The 18,080-nt window shown below is 73.9% G+C and carries 13 protein-coding genes and 2 pseudogenes; 12 read left to right on the top strand and 3 right to left on the bottom strand.

Features of this window, described 5'->3' with window-relative positions; genetic code table 11:
- The 6 genes and pseudogenes from GV126_RS08385 to GV126_RS08360 form a co-directional block, all read left to right on the top strand.
- The coding region (locus GV126_RS08385; protein ID WP_159664081.1) for a hypothetical protein at positions 1 to 203 on the top strand (203 nt) is incomplete at its 5' end.
- Positions 204 to 210: 7 nt separating this feature from the next.
- Positions 211 to 1,026 (top strand): TlyA family RNA methyltransferase, encoded by an 816-nt coding sequence (locus tag GV126_RS08380; RefSeq protein ID WP_159664079.1) that lies wholly within the window; start codon positions 211 to 213, stop codon positions 1,024 to 1,026.
- On the top strand, positions 1,023 to 1,931 hold the full coding sequence (locus GV126_RS08375) for an NAD kinase (protein WP_159664077.1): 909 nt from the start codon (positions 1,023 to 1,025) through the stop codon (positions 1,929 to 1,931). The genes GV126_RS08380 and GV126_RS08375 overlap by 4 nt, the downstream gene beginning before the upstream one ends.
- Before the next feature lie 271 nt (positions 1,932 to 2,202).
- Positions 2,203 to 3,954 (top strand): DNA repair protein RecN, encoded by a 1,752-nt coding sequence (gene recN, locus GV126_RS08370; RefSeq protein ID WP_159664075.1) that lies wholly within the window; start codon positions 2,203 to 2,205, stop codon positions 3,952 to 3,954.
- Positions 3,955 to 3,983: 29 nt separating this feature from the next.
- Complete coding sequence (locus GV126_RS08365) at positions 3,984 to 4,733, top strand: hypothetical protein (protein ID WP_159664073.1); 750 nt, start codon at positions 3,984 to 3,986, stop codon at positions 4,731 to 4,733.
- Between the two features lie 47 nt (positions 4,734 to 4,780).
- Positions 4,781 to 5,203, top strand: a pseudogene (locus tag GV126_RS08360) (glycosyltransferase); the annotation flags it as partial.
- Here the strand turns inward: GV126_RS08360 and GV126_RS08355 are convergent.
- Together GV126_RS08355 and GV126_RS08350 are read right to left on the bottom strand one after the other, a co-directional pair.
- Positions 5,200 to 6,831, bottom strand: coding sequence for a PucR family transcriptional regulator (locus tag GV126_RS08355; RefSeq protein ID WP_159664070.1), 1,632 nt, complete (start codon positions 6,829 to 6,831; stop codon positions 5,200 to 5,202). The pseudogene GV126_RS08360 and the gene GV126_RS08355 sit on opposite strands and share 4 nt — an antisense overlap.
- 329 nt (positions 6,832 to 7,160) lie before the next feature.
- Positions 7,161 to 8,963, bottom strand: coding sequence for a glycoside hydrolase family 15 protein (locus GV126_RS08350; protein ID WP_159664068.1), 1,803 nt, complete (start codon positions 8,961 to 8,963; stop codon positions 7,161 to 7,163).
- A 513-nt stretch (positions 8,964 to 9,476) separates the two neighbouring features.
- Here GV126_RS08350 and pyrG point away from each other — a divergent pair.
- The 6 genes from pyrG to GV126_RS08320 all read left to right on the top strand — a co-directional run bounded on the left by pyrG (position 9,477) and on the right by GV126_RS08320 (position 17,863).
- Positions 9,477 to 11,126 carry a CTP synthase gene (gene pyrG, locus GV126_RS08345; RefSeq protein WP_159664066.1) on the top strand — a complete coding sequence of 550 codons (1,650 nt, stop codon included), beginning with the start codon at positions 9,477 to 9,479 and terminating at the stop codon, positions 11,124 to 11,126.
- Between the two features lie 91 nt (positions 11,127 to 11,217).
- The gene (locus tag GV126_RS08340) at positions 11,218 to 11,844 is read left to right on the top strand and encodes an NUDIX domain-containing protein (RefSeq protein ID WP_159664064.1); all 627 of its coding nucleotides are present in this window, start codon (positions 11,218 to 11,220) and stop codon (positions 11,842 to 11,844) included.
- A gap of 545 nt (positions 11,845 to 12,389) precedes the next feature.
- The gene (locus GV126_RS08335; protein WP_201299816.1) at positions 12,390 to 14,498 is read left to right on the top strand and encodes a tetratricopeptide repeat protein; all 2,109 of its coding nucleotides are present in this window, start codon (positions 12,390 to 12,392) and stop codon (positions 14,496 to 14,498) included.
- A 134-nt stretch (positions 14,499 to 14,632) separates the two neighbouring features.
- Positions 14,633 to 15,757: an alanine dehydrogenase gene (gene ald / locus GV126_RS08330; RefSeq protein ID WP_159664062.1), complete on the top strand. Its 1,125-nt coding sequence runs from the start codon at positions 14,633 to 14,635 to the stop codon at positions 15,755 to 15,757.
- A gap of 556 nt (positions 15,758 to 16,313) precedes the next feature.
- Positions 16,314 to 17,306, top strand: a complete 993-nt coding sequence (locus GV126_RS08325) for a ParA family protein (RefSeq protein ID WP_419796043.1) — start codon at positions 16,314 to 16,316, stop codon at positions 17,304 to 17,306.
- A complete protein-coding gene (locus GV126_RS08320) occupies positions 17,303 to 17,863 on the top strand; it encodes a hypothetical protein (protein ID WP_159664060.1) in 561 nt (186 codons plus the stop codon). The genes GV126_RS08325 and GV126_RS08320 overlap by 4 nt, the downstream gene beginning before the upstream one ends.
- A gap of 90 nt (positions 17,864 to 17,953) precedes the next feature.
- On the opposite strand, the pseudogene GV126_RS37615 reads toward GV126_RS08320, so the two are convergent.
- A pseudogene (locus tag GV126_RS37615) lies at positions 17,954 to 18,080 on the bottom strand (lipid II flippase MurJ); the annotation flags it as partial.

The following is an 18,080-nucleotide window of genomic DNA, read 5'->3' as shown; positions in this document are numbered from 1 at the left end:
CGCTCGACGTCCCCCGCACCCCCACCGGCGACCCGCGGGTCGACGCCGCCCTGGAGCGGCTCGGTGACGTCGACCACCTCGCCACGGACGGACACGTGGAGGTGTACGAGGATGTACACCAGGGGCTGCGCGACGCGCTCACCGCGCTCGACGCCCGCCCGGGACCTCCGGCGCCCCCACCGCTACACGACCGCAGGAGCTGAACCGAACGTGGCAGGAGTCGCACGCCGCCGTCTGGACGCGGAGCTGGTCCGCCGGAAGCTCGCGCGCTCGCGCGAGCACGCCAGCCAGCTGATCGCCGCCGGGCGGGTCACCGTCGGCCGGACTGTCGCGACCAAGCCCGCCACCCAGGTGGAGACGGCCGCCGCCATCGTGGTCGCGGCCGACGACAGCGACCCGGACTACGTCTCCCGCGGCGGGCACAAGCTCGCCGGGGCGCTGAAGGCGTTCGTCCCGCAGGGGCTGGTCGTCGAGGGCCGCAGGGCGCTGGACGCCGGCGCCTCCACCGGGGGCTTCACCGATGTGCTGCTGCGCGCCGGAGCCGCGCACGTGGTCGCCGTCGACGTCGGCTACGGGCAGCTCGCCTGGTCCCTGCAGCAGGATGAACGCGTCACCGTCAAGGACCGTACGAATGTACGGGAGTTGACGCTGGAGGCGATCGACGGCGACCCTGTGGACCTCGTCGTCGGGGACCTGTCCTTCATCCCGCTCGGCCTGGTGCTGCCCGCGCTGGTGCGCTGCGCGAAGCCGGACGCCGACCTGGTGATGATGGTCAAGCCGCAGTTCGAGGTGGGCAAGGAGCGCCTGGGCAGCGGCGGTGTCGTCCGCAGCCCCGAGCTGCGGGCCGAGGCCGTGCGGGGGGTGGCGGCCAGGGCGTGGGAGCTGGGGCTCGGGGTGAAGGGGGTCACCGCGAGCCCGCTGCCCGGGCCGTCGGGGAACGTCGAGTACTTTCTGTGGCTGCGTGCCGGGGCGCCCGCCCCGGACCCGGCCGATGTCGACCGAGCAGTGGCGGAGGGGCCGCGTTGACACAGACCCGAGCGCGAACCGTGTTCCTGCTGGCGCACACCGGCCGGCCGGCCGCCGTGCGCAGCGCCGAGCTGGTGGTCAAGGGGCTGCTGCGCTCCGGGATCGGTGTGCGCGTCCTGCGGGCGGAGGCGATCGACCTGCCGCTGCCCGACGAGGTGGAGCTGGTCAAGGAGGCCACCCCGCAGTCCCTGGACGGGTGCGAGCTGCTGATCGTGCTCGGCGGCGACGGCACCCTGCTGCGCGGCGCGGAGTTCGCCCGCGCCTCCGGGGTGCCGATGCTGGGCGTGAACCTCGGGCGGGTCGGGTTCCTCGCCGAGGCCGAGCGGGACGACCTGGACAAGGTCGTGGACCGGGTGGTGGCCCGCTCCTACGAGGTCGAGGAGCGCATGACCGTCGACGTGGTCGTGCACCGCAACGGCGACATCGTCCACACCGACTGGGCGCTGAACGAGGCGGCCGTGCAGAAGGTGTCCGCCGAGCGGATGCTGGAGGTCGTCCTGGAGATCGACGGGCGGCCGGTGACCGGCTTCGGCTGCGACGGCATCGTGTGCGCCACGCCGACCGGATCCACCGCCTACGCCTTCTCCGCCGGGGGGCCGGTGGTGTGGCCGGAGGTGGAGGCGCTGCTGATGGTGCCGATCAGCGCGCACGCGCTGTTCGCCAAGCCGCTGGTGACCTCGCCGAACTCGGTGCTGGCCGTGGAGGTGCTGCCGCACGTGCCGCCGGGGGTGCTGTGGTGCGACGGGCGGCGCACCGTGGAGCTGCCGCCCGGGGCGCGGGTGGAGGTGCGGCGCGGCGCCGTGCCGGTACGGCTGGCCCGGCTGCACCACGCGTCGTTCACGGACCGGCTGGTGGCGAAGTTCGCGCTGCCGGTGTCGGGGTGGCGCGGGGCGCCGCACCAGTGAAGCGGAGGCCGTACCCGGGACGGGCGGGGCACCGCTGACGCGAGGTGCGCGCAGCCGGTGCGGGCGCCGCGCGGCCGACGCCCGTCGGCCTCGCGGTTGACGCAAGGCCCGCGCGGCCGACGCGGGGCCACGCGCGTCGGTGACCCGGGGCGCCGCGCCGGTGACGGGTGTGCACTCCCCCGGGTGACAGGGGCGCCGCGGGTGTCTGCGTCCACCTGGGGGTTCGCACGAGCGCCGCGGGGTCCGTCGCACGGGTGCCCGCCGACCTCGTATGGTCGTGTCCGTGTTGGAGGAGATGCGGATACGGTCGCTCGGTGTGATCGACGACGCCGTGGTCGAGCTGTCGCCCGGCTTCACCGCCGTCACCGGTGAGACGGGCGCGGGCAAGACCATGGTGGTCACCAGCCTGGGGCTGCTGCTCGGCGGCCGTGCGGATCCGGCGCTGGTACGGATCGGCGCCGGCAAGGCGGTCGTGGAGGGCCGGGTCACCGTGCCCGCGGACGCCGCAGTGGCCGTACGGGCCGAGGAAGCCGGCGCCGAGCTGGACGACGGGGCGCTGCTGATCAGCCGTACCGTTTCCGCCGAGGGGCGCTCACGGGCCCACCTGGGCGGGCGCAGCGTGCCGGTCGGGCTGCTGGCCGAGCTGGCCGACGACCTGGTGGCCGTGCACGGGCAGACCGACCAGCAGGGGCTGCTGAAGCTGTCCAGGCAGCGGCAGGCGCTGGACCGGTACGCGGGGGACGCGGTCGCCGTGCCGCTGGCCAAGTACGCCGAGGCCTACAAACGCCTGCGGGCGGTGACCGCCGAGCTGGAGGAGATCACCACCCGGGCGCGCGAGCGGGCCCAGGAGGCCGCCATGCTCCGCTTCGGCCTGGACGAGATCGCCGCCGTCGAACCGCGCCCCGGCGAGGACGCCGAGCTGGCGGAGGAGGCCGAGCGCCTCGGGCACGCCGAGGCCCTGTCGTCCGCCGCGACGGCCGCGCACGCCGCTCTGGCGGGCGATCCGGAGGACCCCGAGGGCATCGACGCGGCCACCCTCGTCGCGGGCGCCCAGCGGGCCCTGCAGGCCGTACGCGCCCACGACCCGGCGCTGGCCGCGCTCTCCGACCGGCTCGGCGAGATCGGGATCCTGCTCGGGGACGTGGCCGGGGAGCTGGCCGGGTACGCCGGCGACCTGGACGCCGACCCGCTGCGGCTGGCGGCCGTGGAGGAGCGGCGGGCGGCGCTGAACGGCTTGATGCGCAAGTACGGCGAGTTCGACCGGGGCATCGACGCCGTCCTGGCCTGGGCCGAGCGCTGCGCCGTACGGCTGACCGAGCTGGACAACGACGACGAGCGGATCGAGGAGCTGGCCGCCGAGCGGGACGCGCTGCGCGCCGAGCTGGGCGACCTGGCGCAGGCCCTGACCGACGCCCGCACGCAGGCCGCGCAGCGGTTCGCGGACGCGGTCACCGCCGAGCTGGCCTCGCTGGCCATGCCGCACGCGCGCGTGTCGTTCGACATCCGGCAGAGCGAGGACCCCGACGGCGTGGAGGTCGGCGGCCGGCGGGTCGCCTACGGCCCCACCGGCGTGGACGAGGTGGAGCTGCTGCTCGCCCCGCACCCGGGCGCGCCGCCGCGGCCGATCGCCAAGGGCGCCTCCGGCGGTGAGCTGTCCCGGGTGATGCTGGCCGTCGAGGTCGTCTTCGCGGGCACCGACCCGGTGCCGACGTACCTGTTCGACGAGGTCGACGCGGGCGTCGGCGGCAAGGCGGCCGTGGAGATCGGCCGCCGCCTGGCCAAGCTCGCCAAGACCGCGCAGGTCGTCGTGGTCACCCACCTGCCGCAGGTGGCCGCCTTCGCCGACCGGCAGCTGCTGGTGGAGAAGACGAACGACGGGTCGGTGACCCGGTCCGGGGTGGAGGTCCTGGAGGGCGAGGAGCGCATCCGGGAGCTGTCGCGGATGCTGGCCGGCCAGGAGGACTCCGCGACGGCCCGCGCCCACGCCGAGGAACTGCTCGCCACGGCGCGGGCGGAGGTCTGACGGGCCGTCACGGTCAGTAGGCTGGCGGGATGATCAACCGTCTCGCCGCCTCGTTCACCCTGGCCACCGCTCTCGCCCGCGCCGGGCAGGCCGCCCTGCGCGCCGCCGCGCCCGGCGGCCGGCGCCGCTGGGAGCGGACGAACTTCGCGGGCCGGACCGTCGAGCTGTACGCCGGGCCGGCGACGGCCCTGGCGGCCGCGGTCGCCGCCGGGCGGGTGCGGCCGGCCGCGGGATGGGCGGTGCTGGCCGCGGGGGCGTGCGGGGCCTACGACGACGTCGCCGGGGCCGGCGACCCGCGGCGCGGGTTCCGGGCGCATCTGGCGGCCCTGCGGCACGGCGAGGTCACCAGCGGGTCGGTCAAGCTGTTCGGGATCTCCGCGGCCGGGCTGCTCGCCGGGGCCGCGCTGAAGCGGCGCCCGCTGGAGAAGGTGCTCGCGGGCGTGGTGATCGCCGGTGCCGCGCACGCCGTGAACCTCGTGGACGTCCGCCCCGGGCGGGCCGCGGGCGCGGTGGTCGCCCTGGCCGCCCCGGGCATGCTGCGCGGCGGGCCGGGCGCGGAGCTGGCCGCCGCCGCCACCGGGGCCGCGGCGGCCGTGCTGCCCGACGACCTCGGGGAGCGCGTGATGATCGGCGATACCGGGGCGCACGCCCTGGGCGCGGCGCTGGGCACGGCCGCCGTCGTGTGCAACGGACGCGCCGGGCTGCTCGCCCATGCCGCCGCCGTGGTGGCCGCCGCCGTGTGCGGCGAGCGGCTGAGCGAGTGGGCCCGCGCCCTGTGACCTGCCGGCCGGGACCCGCCCCCGGATTTCACCCATGTGAGTGACCTGGGTGGGGGCCGCTGCGGCCGGGGCTGCAGAAGCGGATCGAGGACGAGGAACTGCCGGTGCGGCTCCTCGGCCGGCGCGACGACGTCGGGGAACTGCTCGCCGCCGCCGATCTCGCGCTGCTGCCCGGCAGCCGGGAGGCCCGCTCCGTCCTTGCCCAGGAGGCCCTGCACGCGCGCGTGCCGCTGGTGGCCGTGCGCACCGGCGGCATCCCCGAACTCGTCGGCGACGCCGCCGAACTCGTCCCGCCCCGGGACCCCGAGGCGTTCGCCGCCGCCGTCCTGCGGCTGCTCGGCGACCCCGCACGCCGGCAGGAACTGCGCGAGCGCGGTGCCCGGCAGGCGGCCGGCTGGCCCACCGAGGACGACACGATCGCCCAAGTGCTGAGCGTCTACGACGAGTTGACGCAGCCCGGACAGGCCTAGGACACGTGCCGGCGGGCGCGCAGGGCGAGGCTGAGGGCCAGCACCGTGTGCGGGTCGTCCAGGTCGGTGCCCAGCAACTCCCCGATGCGGGCGAGGCGGTTGTACAGCGTCTGCCGGGTCAGGTGCAGCTCGCGGGCGGGCTCCGCCCTGCGGCCCGCGTGCGCCAGATACGTCTGCAGGGTGGGCAGCAGCGGGGGCTTGGAGCGGCGGTCGTGGTCCAGGACGGGCCCGATCGCCCGGTCCACGAACGCCGCCAGGTCCGGGTGGTCGCGCAGCCGCCACAGCAGCAGGTCGATGTCCAGCCGGCGGGCGTCGTACCAGGCCTGCTCCGGCAGCCCCTGCGCCGCCGTCGCCGTCTCGGCCGCGTGCCGCAGGCCCGCCGAGGCCGCCGCCCAGCCGCCCGCCGGCCCGACCACCACCACCGGCGGCGGGCCGCCCGGACGCCGCATCCCGGCCCGCTCCACCCCGGCCCGCAGCGCCGCCGCGACCCGGTCGGCGACCGCCGAGCGCTCCGCCTCCGAGCGCAGCCCGGCCAGCAGCAGCACCCGGCCCTCCACCGGCCGTACGCCCAGCAGCGCCGGCACGCCCACCGCGGACAGTTCCTCGGCCACCGCGCGGGCCAGCACCGCCCAGCCCCCGCCCGGCGCCAGCGCCTCGCCCAGCCGCATCACCAGCGGCAGCAGCGGGCCGGAACCCGGCTTGAAACCGAGCACCCGGGCCTGCGCGGGGGCGTCCTCGGCGGCGATGCGGCCCTCGGCGAGATCGGTGAGGAAGTCGCCGCGCCCGCGGGCCGCCAGCTCCTCCTCCTGCCGGGCCTGCATCAGCACCACCGCCAGGATCCCCGCCGCCCGCTCGGCGGCCATGCGGTGCACCGGGGCGAGCGGGCCGCGCACCGGCAGCAGCACGAGCCGGGCCCGCACCGCACCGCTGCCCTGGCCGCCGCCGGGCACGTCCACCAGCACCGAGCCGGCCGGCGGCGGCGCGTCCCGGTGTTGGCCGCGCAGCCCCTCCCACACCTGCAGCGCACCGGTGCCCTCGGGGCCGGCCCCGGCCGCGTACAGCAGCCGGGCGTCCGCCGTCTCCAGGAACACCGGGTTGGCGGCGAAGTCGGCGAGGATGCCCAGCACCTGCGGCACTCCGCCGCCGCCGAGCAGCGCCTCGGTGCAGCGGCGGTGCACCTCCTCGGCGCGCTGCAGCAGCGCGTAGTGGCCGTTGACGATCTCGGTGTGGATCTCCTCGGTGACCGTCACGAACGGCACCTCGCGGTGCAGCTGCACCAGCGGCAGGCCCGCGCCGCGGGCGGTCTCCACCAGCGCGGCCGGCAGCCGCGCGAAGCGCGGGCCGAGCTCCACCACCAGGGCGGCGATGCCGCGCTCGGCCAGGGTGCGCACGAACGCCCGCTGGTCCGCGGGGCGGGTGCCCAGACCGTAACCGGTGGTCAGCAGCAGCTCACCGCCCTTGAGCAGGGAGGCGATGTTGGGCACCTCCCCGGCGTGCACCCAGCGCACGGGGCGGCCGAGTCGGTCGGCGCCGGCGAGGACCTCCGGCAGGCCGCTGCTCAGGCCGGGCAGCTCCAGGGCGCGGCGGACGGTGATGCCGGTGGCCTCGGCGTCGGTTGTGCGGTCCATGAAAGCGGACGCTACCTGGGCGGACGCACCGGGAACAGCGCCGGGGAGATCACCGAGCACAGCGCCCGGGGGACGCTCTCGGAACAACCATCCGGGACCGCACCCGGGGCAGCGCTGGGGACGGCCGTCCTGGACCGCACCCGGGGCAACGCTGGGGACAGCCACCCGGGACCGCCCCCTGCGCAGTGACGAGGAGAGCACCGGGGCAACCCCCGGAACAGCTTTGAGGAGAGCACCCGGGACAGCACCGAGGAGATCCCCCAGGACGGCATCGGGGGACAGCACTGGAGGACGGCGCCGGGTGCCAGGCGCCGTCCCGGCCTGCGTCGTCAGCCTCCGTACGCGCCGCTCGCCGTCAGCCTCAGGGCCGTGTCGATCAGCGGCACGTGGCTGAACGCCTGCGGGAAGTTGCCCACCTGGCGCTGCAGCCTCGGGTCCCACTCCTCCGCCAGCAGCCCCAGGTCGTTGCGCAGGGACAGCAGCTTCTCGAACAGCTTGCGCGCCTCGTCCACCCGGCCGATCATCGCCAGGTCGTCGGCCATCCAGAACGAGCACGCCAGGAAGGCGCCCTCGTCGCCGGGCAGGCCGTCGACGCCCGCGTGCTCGCCGTCGGTGGGGTAGCGCAGGATGAAGCCGTCCGGCGTGGACAGCTCGCGCTGGATCGCCTCCACGGTGCCGATCACGCGCTTGTCGTCCGGCGGCAGGAAGCCCACCTGCGGGATGATCAGCAGCGAGGCGTCCAGCTCCTTGGAGCCGTAGGACTGCGTGAAGGTGTTGCGCTCCTTGTCGTAGCCCTTCTCGCACACGTCGCGGTGGATGTCGTCGCGCAGTTCCTTCCACCGCTCCAGCGGGCCGTCGGCGTCGCCGGACTCGATGAGCTTGATGGTGCGGTCCACCGCGACCCAGGCCATGACCTTGGAGTGCACGAAGTGGCGGCGCGGGCCGCGCACCTCCCAGATGCCCTCGTCGGGCTCCTGCCAGTGCTTCTCCAGGTAACGGATGAGCTTGAGCTGGAGCAGGGAGGCGTAGTCGTTGCGGGCCAGGCCGGTCATGTGGCCCAGGTGCAGGGCCTCGGTGACCTCGCCGTAGACGTCCAGCTGGAGCTGGTGCGCGGCGCCGTTGCCGACCCGGACCGGGGCGGAGTTCTCGTAGCCGGGCAGCCAGTCCAGCTCCGCCTCGCCCAGCTCCCGCTCGCCGGCGATGCCGTACATGATCTGCAGGTTGTCCGGGTCGCCGGCGACGGCGCGCAGCAGCCACTCGCGCCAGGCGCGGGCCTCCTCGCGGTAGCCGGTGCGCAGCAGCGAGGACAGGGTGATCGCCGCGTCCCGCAGCCAGGTGTAGCGGTAGTCCCAGTTGCGCACGCCGCCGATGTCCTCGGGCAGGGACGTGGTGGGGGCCGCGACGATCCCGCCGGTGGGGGCGTACGTCAGCGCCTTCAGCGTGATCAGGGAGCGGATCACGGCCTCCCGGTAGGGGCCGTGGTACGTACAGTGCCCGACCCACTCGCGCCAGAAGTCCTCCGTGGCCTCCAGCGACTGCTCCGGCTCCGGCAGCGGCGGCGGCTCCTTGTGCGAGGGCTGCCAGGAGATGGTGAACGCGATCCGCTCACCGGGAGCGACCGTGAAGTCCGCGTACGTGGTCAACGACTCGCCGAAGGTCTCCACCGATGTGTCGAACCACACGGAGTCCGGGCCGGCGACCGCCACCGTGCGCTCGTCCTGCCGGTGCACCCACGGCACGACCCGGCCGTAGGAGAAGCGCATGCGCAGCTCCGAGCGCATCGGCACCCGGCCGGTGACGCCCTCGACGATGCGGATCAGCTGCGGGGCGCCGTCACGCGGGGGCATGAAGTCGGTCACGCGGACCGTGCCGCGCGGGGTGTCCCACTCGGATTCGAGGATCAGCGAGTCGCCGCGGTAGCTGCGCCGGTTCGCCGTCGGCGGCTGCGTCCCCTCGGGGAAGGCGGGCCCGAGCCGCCAGAAACCGTGCTCCTCGGTTCCCAGCAGACCGGCGAAGATGGCGTGCGAGTCGAAGCGGGGCAGGCACAGCCAGTCGACTGTGCCGTCCCGGCAGACCAGGGCGGCGGTCTGCATGTCTCCGATGAGTGCGTAGTCTTCGATGCGCCCGGCCACGTGCTACTCCAGTCGAACGGCCACGTCACCCCGCGTAGGGGCGGTCGCTAGTGCGGTCAGGGGGTCGTTGTAGTGCGTCGTTGAGCGGTGAAGCAAACCGCCGGTCGGCCGTGAGGCAGAACGACAACCTTTGCTCAACGAACTGACGAGCTCTCGTTGTTCCGGTGCATACGGGCGGGGGTGTGCCGTCTTGCCGGCCGGGCTCGGCAGCGAGTGTCCGAGCAGGATACGACGCACGTGCAGGGTCCGCGTGCCGCTCGGGGCAACCCGCGTGCGCCGTACGGGTGAGCTGCGGGTGAGCCCACTGTAAGGGGAAGACGCCCGTGTGCGTGCGTGTGCGCAGCGTGCTCGGACGCCGTGCCCTTTCGGCGCTGATACCCTGGTAGCCCGTGGACCGGTGGGCTCGAAACCCCCGAACCGCAGCGACGGCGCCCCAGCCGGACAACCCGGGTTCCCCGGGCCGGACAGCCGTACCGCACGACAGACCGCGACCACGGGAGCCCCCTCTTGGCCATGCCGCCGAAATCTACGACGACCAAGCACATCTTCGTCACCGGGGGTGTCGCCTCCTCGCTCGGCAAGGGGCTCACCGCCTCCAGCCTGGGCATGCTGCTCAAGGCCCGGGGCCTGCGCGTGGTGATGCAGAAGCTCGACCCGTACCTGAACGTCGACCCCGGCACGATGAACCCCTTCCAGCACGGCGAGGTGTTCGTCACCAACGACGGCGCCGAGACCGACCTGGACATCGGCCACTACGAGCGGTTCCTCGACCGCGACCTGGACGGCTCGGCCAACGTCACCACCGGCCAGGTGTACTCCACCGTGATCGCCAAGGAGCGGCGCGGCGAGTACCTGGGCGACACGGTGCAGGTCATCCCGCACATCACCAACGAGATCAAGCACCGCATCCGGCGCATGGCCACCGACGAGGTGGACGTGGTCATCACGGAGGTCGGCGGCACGGTCGGCGACATCGAGTCGCTGCCGTTCCTCGAGACCGTCCGCCAGGTCCGCCACGAGGTGGGCCGGGACAACGTGTTCGTGGTGCACATCTCCCTTCTGCCCTACATCGGCCCGTCCGGCGAGCTGAAGACCAAGCCGACCCAGCACTCGGTGGCCGCGCTGCGCAACATCGGCATCCAGCCGGACGCCATCGTGCTGCGCTGCGACCGCGAGGTGCCCACCGCGATCAAGCGCAAGATCTCCCTGATGTGCGACGTCGACGAGGCCGCCGTGGTGGCCTGCCCCGACGCCCGCTCGATCTACGACATCCCCAAGGTCGTGCACGCCGAGGGCCTGGACGCCTACGTGGTGCGCAAGCTCGACCTGCCCTTCCGGGACGTGGACTGGACGACCTGGGACGACCTGCTCGACCGGGTCCACAACCCCGAGCACGAGGTCACCCTCGCCCTGGTCGGCAAGTACATCGACCTGCCCGACGCCTACCTGTCGGTCACCGAGGCGCTGCGCGCCGGCGGCTTCGCCAACCGCGCCCGCGTGAAGATCAAGTGGGTCACCTCCGACGACTGCAAGACCCCGGCCGGGGCCAAGGACCAGCTGGCGGACGTGGACGGCATCTGCATCCCGGGCGGCTTCGGCGACCGCGGTGTGCTCGGCAAGGTCGGCGCGATCAAGTACGCCCGCGAGAACAAGATCCCGCTGCTGGGCCTGTGCCTGGGCCTGCAGTGCATCGTGATCGAGGCCGCGCGCAACCTCGCCGGCATCCCCGACGCCAACTCCACCGAGTTCGACCCGGCCACCGCCCACCCGGTGATCTCCACCATGGCCGAGCAGCTCGACATCGTCGCCGGCGAGGGCGACATGGGCGGAACGATGCGCCTGGGCATGTACCCGGCCAAGCTGGCCGAGGGCTCCATCGTCCGCGAGGTCTACGACGGCAAGGAGTACGTCGAGGAGCGCCACCGCCACCGCTACGAGGTGAACAACGCCTACCGCGCGGAGCTGGAGAAGAAGGCCGGCATCGTCTTCTCCGGCACCTCCCCGGACGGCAAGCTCGTCGAGTACGTCGAGTACCCGCGTGACGTCCACCCCTACCTGGTCGCCACCCAGGCCCACCCGGAGCTGCGCTCCCGGCCGACCCGCCCGCACCCGCTGTTCGCGGGCCTGGTCAAGGCCGCCGTCCAGCGGAAGACCGGCAAGTAACACACCGGTTGTACGGTTGCCGGGGTGCCCGCCGCTGAGGTGGGCACCCCGGTTTCGTACCCGGATGTGCACGCGCAGGGAAGGACAGGGCATGACGATCAAGGACACCCCCGAGGAGTGGGAGATCCGGGGGACGCGGACCCCGTTCACCGGGGCCAAGACCTCGATGCGGACCGACGAGGTGGTCATGCCCGACGGGTCCGTCTCCGCCCGCGACTACCAGGTGCACCCCGGCTCGGTGGCCGTCCTCGCCCTGGACGAGGAGGACCGGGTCCTGGTCATCCGCCAGTACCGCCACCCGGTGCGGCAGCGGCTGTGGGAGATCCCGGCCGGGCTGCTCGACGTGCCCGGCGAGAACCCGCTGCACGCCGCGCAGCGCGAGCTGTACGAGGAGGCGCACGTCAAGGCCGAGGACTGGCGGGTGCTGACCGACGTGTACACCACCCCCGGCGGCTGCGACGAGGCCGTGCGGATCTTCCTCGCCCGGGAGCTGTCCGAGGCGCAGGGCGAGCGTTTCGCCGCCGAGCACGAGGAGACCGACATGGAGCTGGCCCGGGTGCCGGTGGACGAGCTGGTGCGCGGCGTGCTCGCGGGGGAGCTGCACAACAACTGCCTGGTGGTCGGCGTGCTGTCGCTGGTCGCGGCGCGCCGGGGGGAGGGCCTGGACGCCCTGCGCCCGGCCCTGGCGCCGTGGCCGGCACGGCCCTTCGCGTCCTGACGGCCGGGCGCCGGCGCCCTGTCCTGGGCGCGTCGGCAGCCCAGGGGGTGATCGTGCTCTGCGACGCCTTGCTGCGACGGGTTCCTGGGTGATCTCGCCGGGTTCCGGGATCATCCCGGCGGTCCCGGGGTGATTCCGGCGGTCCCGGGATGATCCCGGTGGGCCGGGTGCTCCCGGCGAACCCGGGAGATCCCGGCGGTCCCGGGGTGATTCCGGTGGGCCGGAGGTGTTCCCGGCGAACCCGGGTGATCCCGGGGGGCCCGGGGTGACCCGGACGCCGCCCGGGGCACCGCGGCGACCCCACGGACGGGCCGAACGACCGCAGGCAGGACACAGGCGGCACACGGGGGCTGCCCTGGTCCACCACATTCCGGTGTGACCATCGCCTGATCCGATCGGGCGACGTGCCGTCGTGCCCGCGCCGCTCGTCCCGGAGCGTCGCAGAGCGTGAACTAGGCTCTGTGCGGAGTGAGCCGACAAGCGGATACGGCGGCCGGACCGGGCTCCCGGCGGCTGGTGCGTGCGGTGGGACGGGAGTGTGGCCCGTGACGGATCAGGCGGTGGACGCGCGGGGCGCGATCGTGCCGGGAGCCGACCGGCCGTCCACGGCCACGGCGAGCGTCTTCCTGGGCCGGACACGGGAGTTGAAGGGGCTGCGCGCCGACATCGAGCGCGCCGGGCTCGACACCATCTCCGGCCGCAAGGCGCCCCGCGCGCGGGTCCTCCTCATCGCCGGCCGCCCCGGCTCCGGCCGTACCGCGCTCGCCGAGAAGCTGGTGCGGCAGATCGCCCACCGCTACCCCGACGGGGTGCTGCGCGCCCGCCTGAGCGACCCCGACGGCACCCCCGTACCGATCGAGCGCGCCGCCCGCGACCTGCTCGCCGCCCTCGGCGTGCCCACCCCGCCCGGCGCGGCCGAGGACGAGCTGGCCGAGGCCCTGCGCGGCGCGCTGGCCGGGCGGCGCACCGTGCTGCTGCTCGACGACGCGGCCGGCGCCGAGCAGGTCGACGCGCTGCTGCCGGACAACGCCGACTGCCTGCTCGTCGCGGTCTCCCGCGGGCCGCTCACTGGCATCGCCGACGTCCGCCCCTGCACGCTGGGCGGGCTCGACACCAAGTCGGGGCTGGAACTGCTGGGTGGGCGCATCGACCCGGTGCGCATCACCGTGGACCCGCGCGCCGCCGAACACCTGGTGGAGGTGTGCGAGGGGCAGCCGGCCGCGCTGATGCTGGCCGGCGGCTGGCTCGCCGCCCACCCCAAGGCGGCCGTCTCCGACCTGGCCAAGCAACTGCACGCCGACACCGAGCAGGGCGGTGCGCTGGAGCGGGTGCTCCGCCTGGTCCATGCCGGGCTGCCGGGGCCCGTCGCCCGGATGCTGCGCCTGCTCTGCCTCGCCCCGGCGGGCGACGTCGACCCGCACACCGCCTCCGCGCTGGCCGGCTGCTCGGTCGACGCCGCCCGCGCCCAGCTCGACGCCCTCACCGCGCTCGGGCTGCTGCGCGCGGTCCCCTCGCCGCTGCCGTGCTACGAGGTGCCCGGGTGCCTGCCCCCGCTGCTGACCTCCCTCGCCGAGCGCCTGGACCGCCCCGCCGAGCTTCAGCTGGCCCGCGCCCGCATGCTGGAGCGCACGGTACGGCTGCTGCAGTCCTGCCGCGCGATCACCGAGACCGACACCCCCGAGGCCCGCGAGCGGCTCCGCGGCGTGCCGCCGGCTGTGCGCTTCCCCTCGCCGCGGGCCGCTGAGGAGTGGCTGCGCGCCCGCCGCGGCGCCCTGCTCGCCGCCGCCCGCCTCGCGGTCGCCGACGGCGAGCTGGACACCCTGGCCCGCCGCCTGATGTCCCAGCTGGTGCGGGCCATGGTCGCCCACCTGGGCACCCAGGCGGCGGCCGGCGACCTGTACGGCATCCACCGCCTGGTCCTGGACGTGGCCGAGCGGCAGCACCTGCCCCGCGAGCAGGCCGCCGCGCTGCTGAACCTCGCCGACCTTGACGCCCGTACCGGCCGGACGCACCAGGCGCTGGCCCGCTACCGGGCCGCCCTGGACGCCGCGCGGGCCGCGAACGACCCCTGCGCGGCCGGCCGCGCGATGGAATCCGTAGGCGGCGCCCACCAGGAGCTGGGGGACTTCGACCGGGCGGCCGACTGGTTCGGCCGGGCCCTGGCCGAGCGCCTGGCGCGCGGTGAACAGCGGGACGCCGCCCGGCTGTACGGCCGTATCGCGGGTGCCCACACCTACGCGGGCCGCTACGGCGAGGCGCTGCGCAACTGGCGGGCCGCCGTCGCCGCGCACCGCAGGTGCGGCGATGTGCCCGCCCACGCGCGGGCGTTGAGCGAACTGGCGCGCGTCCAGGAGTACGCGGGCCGGCCCGAGGAGTGCCTGCGCACCTGCCAGGAGGCCGTGGAGTGGGCCCGCCGCGCCGGGGACGGACGGCTGCAGGCCGCCCTGCAACTGCGGCTCGCCGACACCCTGGAACGGCTCGGCGACCCGTCCGCCGCGGCCCTGCACCGCGGGGCGGCGGAGCGGATGCTCGCGGGCCCGGTGCGGCCGGGCGGCACCCCCGACACCGACGGCCCGACGGCCCCCGCGGCCGACACATCACGGGAACACCGCCCTGACACCTGCGAAATCCGCAGCGCTTCCGCTGAAGATTGATGCAATGAAAGGCTAGACAGCGCGAACACCTTCATTAAACTGGCTCTGCCGCTCGTTCTCCTGCGGTGTCTCCTGGTATGCCCCCGCATGCCGGGGTACGTCTTTATTGCCCCACATTCCCTGAGCCAAGGACCGTGATCGACGTGAAGGTCGGCATCCCCCGCGAGGTCAAGAACAACGAGTTCCGGGTGGCGATCACCCCCGCCGGCGTGCACGAGCTGGTGCGCAACGGCCACCAGGTCGTCGTCGAGCGGAACGCCGGCGTCGGCTCCTCCATCCCGAACGAGGAGTACGTCGCGGCCGGCGCCGAGATCCTGGACACCGCCGACGAGGTGTGGGCCGCCGCCGACCTGCTGCTGAAGGTCAAGGAGCCGGTCGCGGAGGAGTACCACCGCCTGCGCAAGGACCAGATCCTCTTCACCTACCTGCACCTGGCCGCCTCCAAGGAGTGCACGGACGCCCTGCTGGAGTCCGGCACCACGGCGATCGCGTACGAGACCGTCGAGCTGCCGAGCCGCGCGCTGCCGCTGCTCGCCCCGATGTCCGAGGTCGCCGGCCGCCTGGCCCCGCAGGTCGGCGCCTACCACCTGATGGCCGCCAACGGCGGCCGCGGCGTGCTGCCGGGTGGTGTCCCGGGCGTGCAGGCCGCCAAGGCGGTCGTCATCGGCGGCGGCGTCTCCGGCTGGAACGCCGCGCAGATCGCCATCGGCATGGGCTTCCACGTGACCCTGCTCGACAAGGACATCAACAAGCTCAAGGAAGCGGACAAGATCTTCGGCACGAAGATCCAGACCGTCGTCTCCAACGCCTTCGAGCTGGAGAAGGCCTGCCTGGAGGCCGACCTCGTCATCGGCGCCGTGCTCATCCCGGGCGCCAAGGCCCCCAAGCTGGTCACCAACGAGCTGGTGTCCCGGATGAAGGCCGGAAGTGTCCTTGTCGACATCGCGATCGACCAGGGCGGCTGCTTCGAGGACTCCCACCCGACCACCCACGCCGAGCCGACCTTCAGGGTCCACGACTCGGTGTTCTACTGCGTCGCCAACATGCCCGGCGCGGTGCCCAACACCTCCACCTACGCGCTGACCAACGCCACGCTGCCGTACATCGTCTCCCTGGCCAACAACGGCTGGGTGGAGGCGCTGCGCCGCGACCCCGCGCTCGCCAAGGGCCTCAACACCCACGACGGCAAGGTGGTCTACAAGGAGGTCGCCGAGGCGCACGGCCTGGAGCACGTCGAGCTGGAGACGCTGCTCGGCTGACCGACGCGGCCGCGTCGTCGTCAAGTCACCTTCGCATACAAGGCGATACGTCAACACGTGTCGTCAACGCCACGCGCCCGGCCGGACCTTGCCCCACAAGGTCCGGCCGGATGTGTGTATGGTCACTTCGCCGCACTCGGTCAACTCGCCGCGAATGCAACCGTTCGACCGATTCACGCACCGGTGAAACCTGCTGTGCGACGGTCGTACGCCCTTGACAGAGGGATGTTTCATTGCCGACACATCGGGCCGGGTCCGGCGGATTGTGTTGCTGCGAACCGCCGACACGCCATAGAGTCGCCAACCGTCGGCATGGTGCCACGCTGACCTGTCTAGAAGTTTCCTGGTCACCAAGGAGGTAAGACGACTTGTGAATGAGTCGACATTTTCTCCCGGGGGTGGTCAACCAGGAACGCCTGCGCGGGGCCAGGGCCCCACGCGGCTCGAGGCTGTCGGCTCCGTCGCTGTGCGCACCTTCGCAGCCCACCAGGGTCACCAGGTGTCCGGGGTGACCCAGTCAGCACACCAGAGCATGGATGGCCATCACGTGAACGCCATGGCCGGCGACGGAAGTGGCGCGCCCCACAACCACTTCGCCGACTACGACGAACTGCCCGAGGGGCACTTCTACGACCCCGACGCCGAGTACGAGCCCGACCCCGAGTACGCGGCCACGCTCGCGCCCGACGCGGCCCGCCAGCGCCGTGAGCGCATCGGCCCGACCGGACGCCCGCTGCCGTACTTCCCGATCCCGGGCCCGCTGACCGACCACGGACCCGCGACGATCATCGCGATGTGCAACCAGAAGGGCGGCGTCGGCAAGACGACGTCGACCATCAACCTGGGTGCCGCGCTCGCGGAGTACGGCCGGCGCGTGCTGCTCGTGGACTTCGACCCGCAGGGCGCGCTGTCGGTGGGTCTCGGCGTCAACCCCATGGAGCTGGACCTCACGGTCTACAACCTGCTCATGGAGCGGGGCATGTCCGCCGACGAGGTCATGCTGAAGACCGCGGTCCCCAACATGGACCTGCTGCCCAGCAACATCGACCTGTCGGCCGCCGAGGTGCAGCTGGTCTCCGAGGTCGCCCGCGAGTCGACGCTCCAGCGCGCGCTGAAGCCGCTGATGGACGACTACGACTACATCATCATCGACTGCCAGCCCTCGCTGGGCCTGCTCACCGTCAACGCGCTCACCGCCGCGCACAAGGTGATCGTGCCGCTGGAGTGCGAGTTCTTCGCGCTGCGCGGTGTCGCGCTGCTGACCGAGACCATCGAGAAGGTCCAGGAGCGCCTGAACCCGGACCTGCAGCTGGACGGCATCCTCGCCACGATGTACGACTCGCGCACGGTCCACAGCCGCGAGGTGCTGGCCCGTGTGGTCGAGGCGTTCGACGACCACGTCTACCACACGGTGATCGGGCGCACGGTCCGCTTCCCGGAGACCACGGTCGCCGGTGAGCCGATCACCACCTACGCCTCCAACTCCGTCGGCGCCGCCGCCTACCGCCAGCTCGCCAGGGAGGTGCTCGCCCGGTGTCACGCCGAGTGAGTCTGCCCGGGGCCGACGAACTCTTCCGTACGACAGGGGGAACGGCGCTCCAGGCGTCCACTCCCCGGCGCCAGGCGCCCGGCGAGGCCCGGGTGCCCGCCCCCGCCGGGGAGAGCGATCCGGCGGCCGGCACCGGCGAGGACGCCCCGCAGTCGGTGCCCGCGCAGAACGGGGACGGCGAGGGCGCGGAACACGTCGCCGCCGTCGCCGAGCCGGCCGACACCGGCGAGTCGCGCAGCCGCGGCGCGGAGCGCTCCGCGCGCCGCCAGGGCACGCCGGACGGCCAGGCCGCCGGCACCGCCGCCGCGCAGCCGCGCAAGCGCGGCCGGGCCGCGCGCCGGCCCAGCGGCCGGGAACGGCACGACGAGAAGATCACGGTCTACGTCTCCGCCGAGGAACTGATGGACCTGGAGCACGCCCGCCTGGTGCTCCGCGGCGAACACGGCCTCGCCGTCGACCGCGGCCGCATCGTCCGCGAGGCGGTCGCGGTGGTCCTCGCCGACCTGGAGACCCGCGGGGACGCCAGCATCCTCGTACGCAGGCTGCGCGGACGGTAGCGGTAGCCTGCGGGGGCCATGACCTCGAACGACCCTCCCGCCTCCGCCCCCGGCCGGCGCCCGGGGGCCCGCGCCCCGCCGCCCCGGGCCCCCCCGCCAGTCGAACCGCAGCCGCAGGCGGAAGCCGGTCTCCCGCAGGTAGGGGATCATCGCCAGGGCCTGGACGACCAGGCCCAGCAGGATGCCGACGCCGAGCAGCCGCTGGCCCTCGGGCGGG

Source organism: Streptomyces mexicanus (assembly GCF_902506575.1).
Lineage (GTDB): Bacteria > Actinomycetota > Actinomycetes > Streptomycetales > Streptomycetaceae > Streptomyces > Streptomyces mexicanus.
This window is presented reverse-complemented; position numbering and strand designations above follow the sequence as displayed.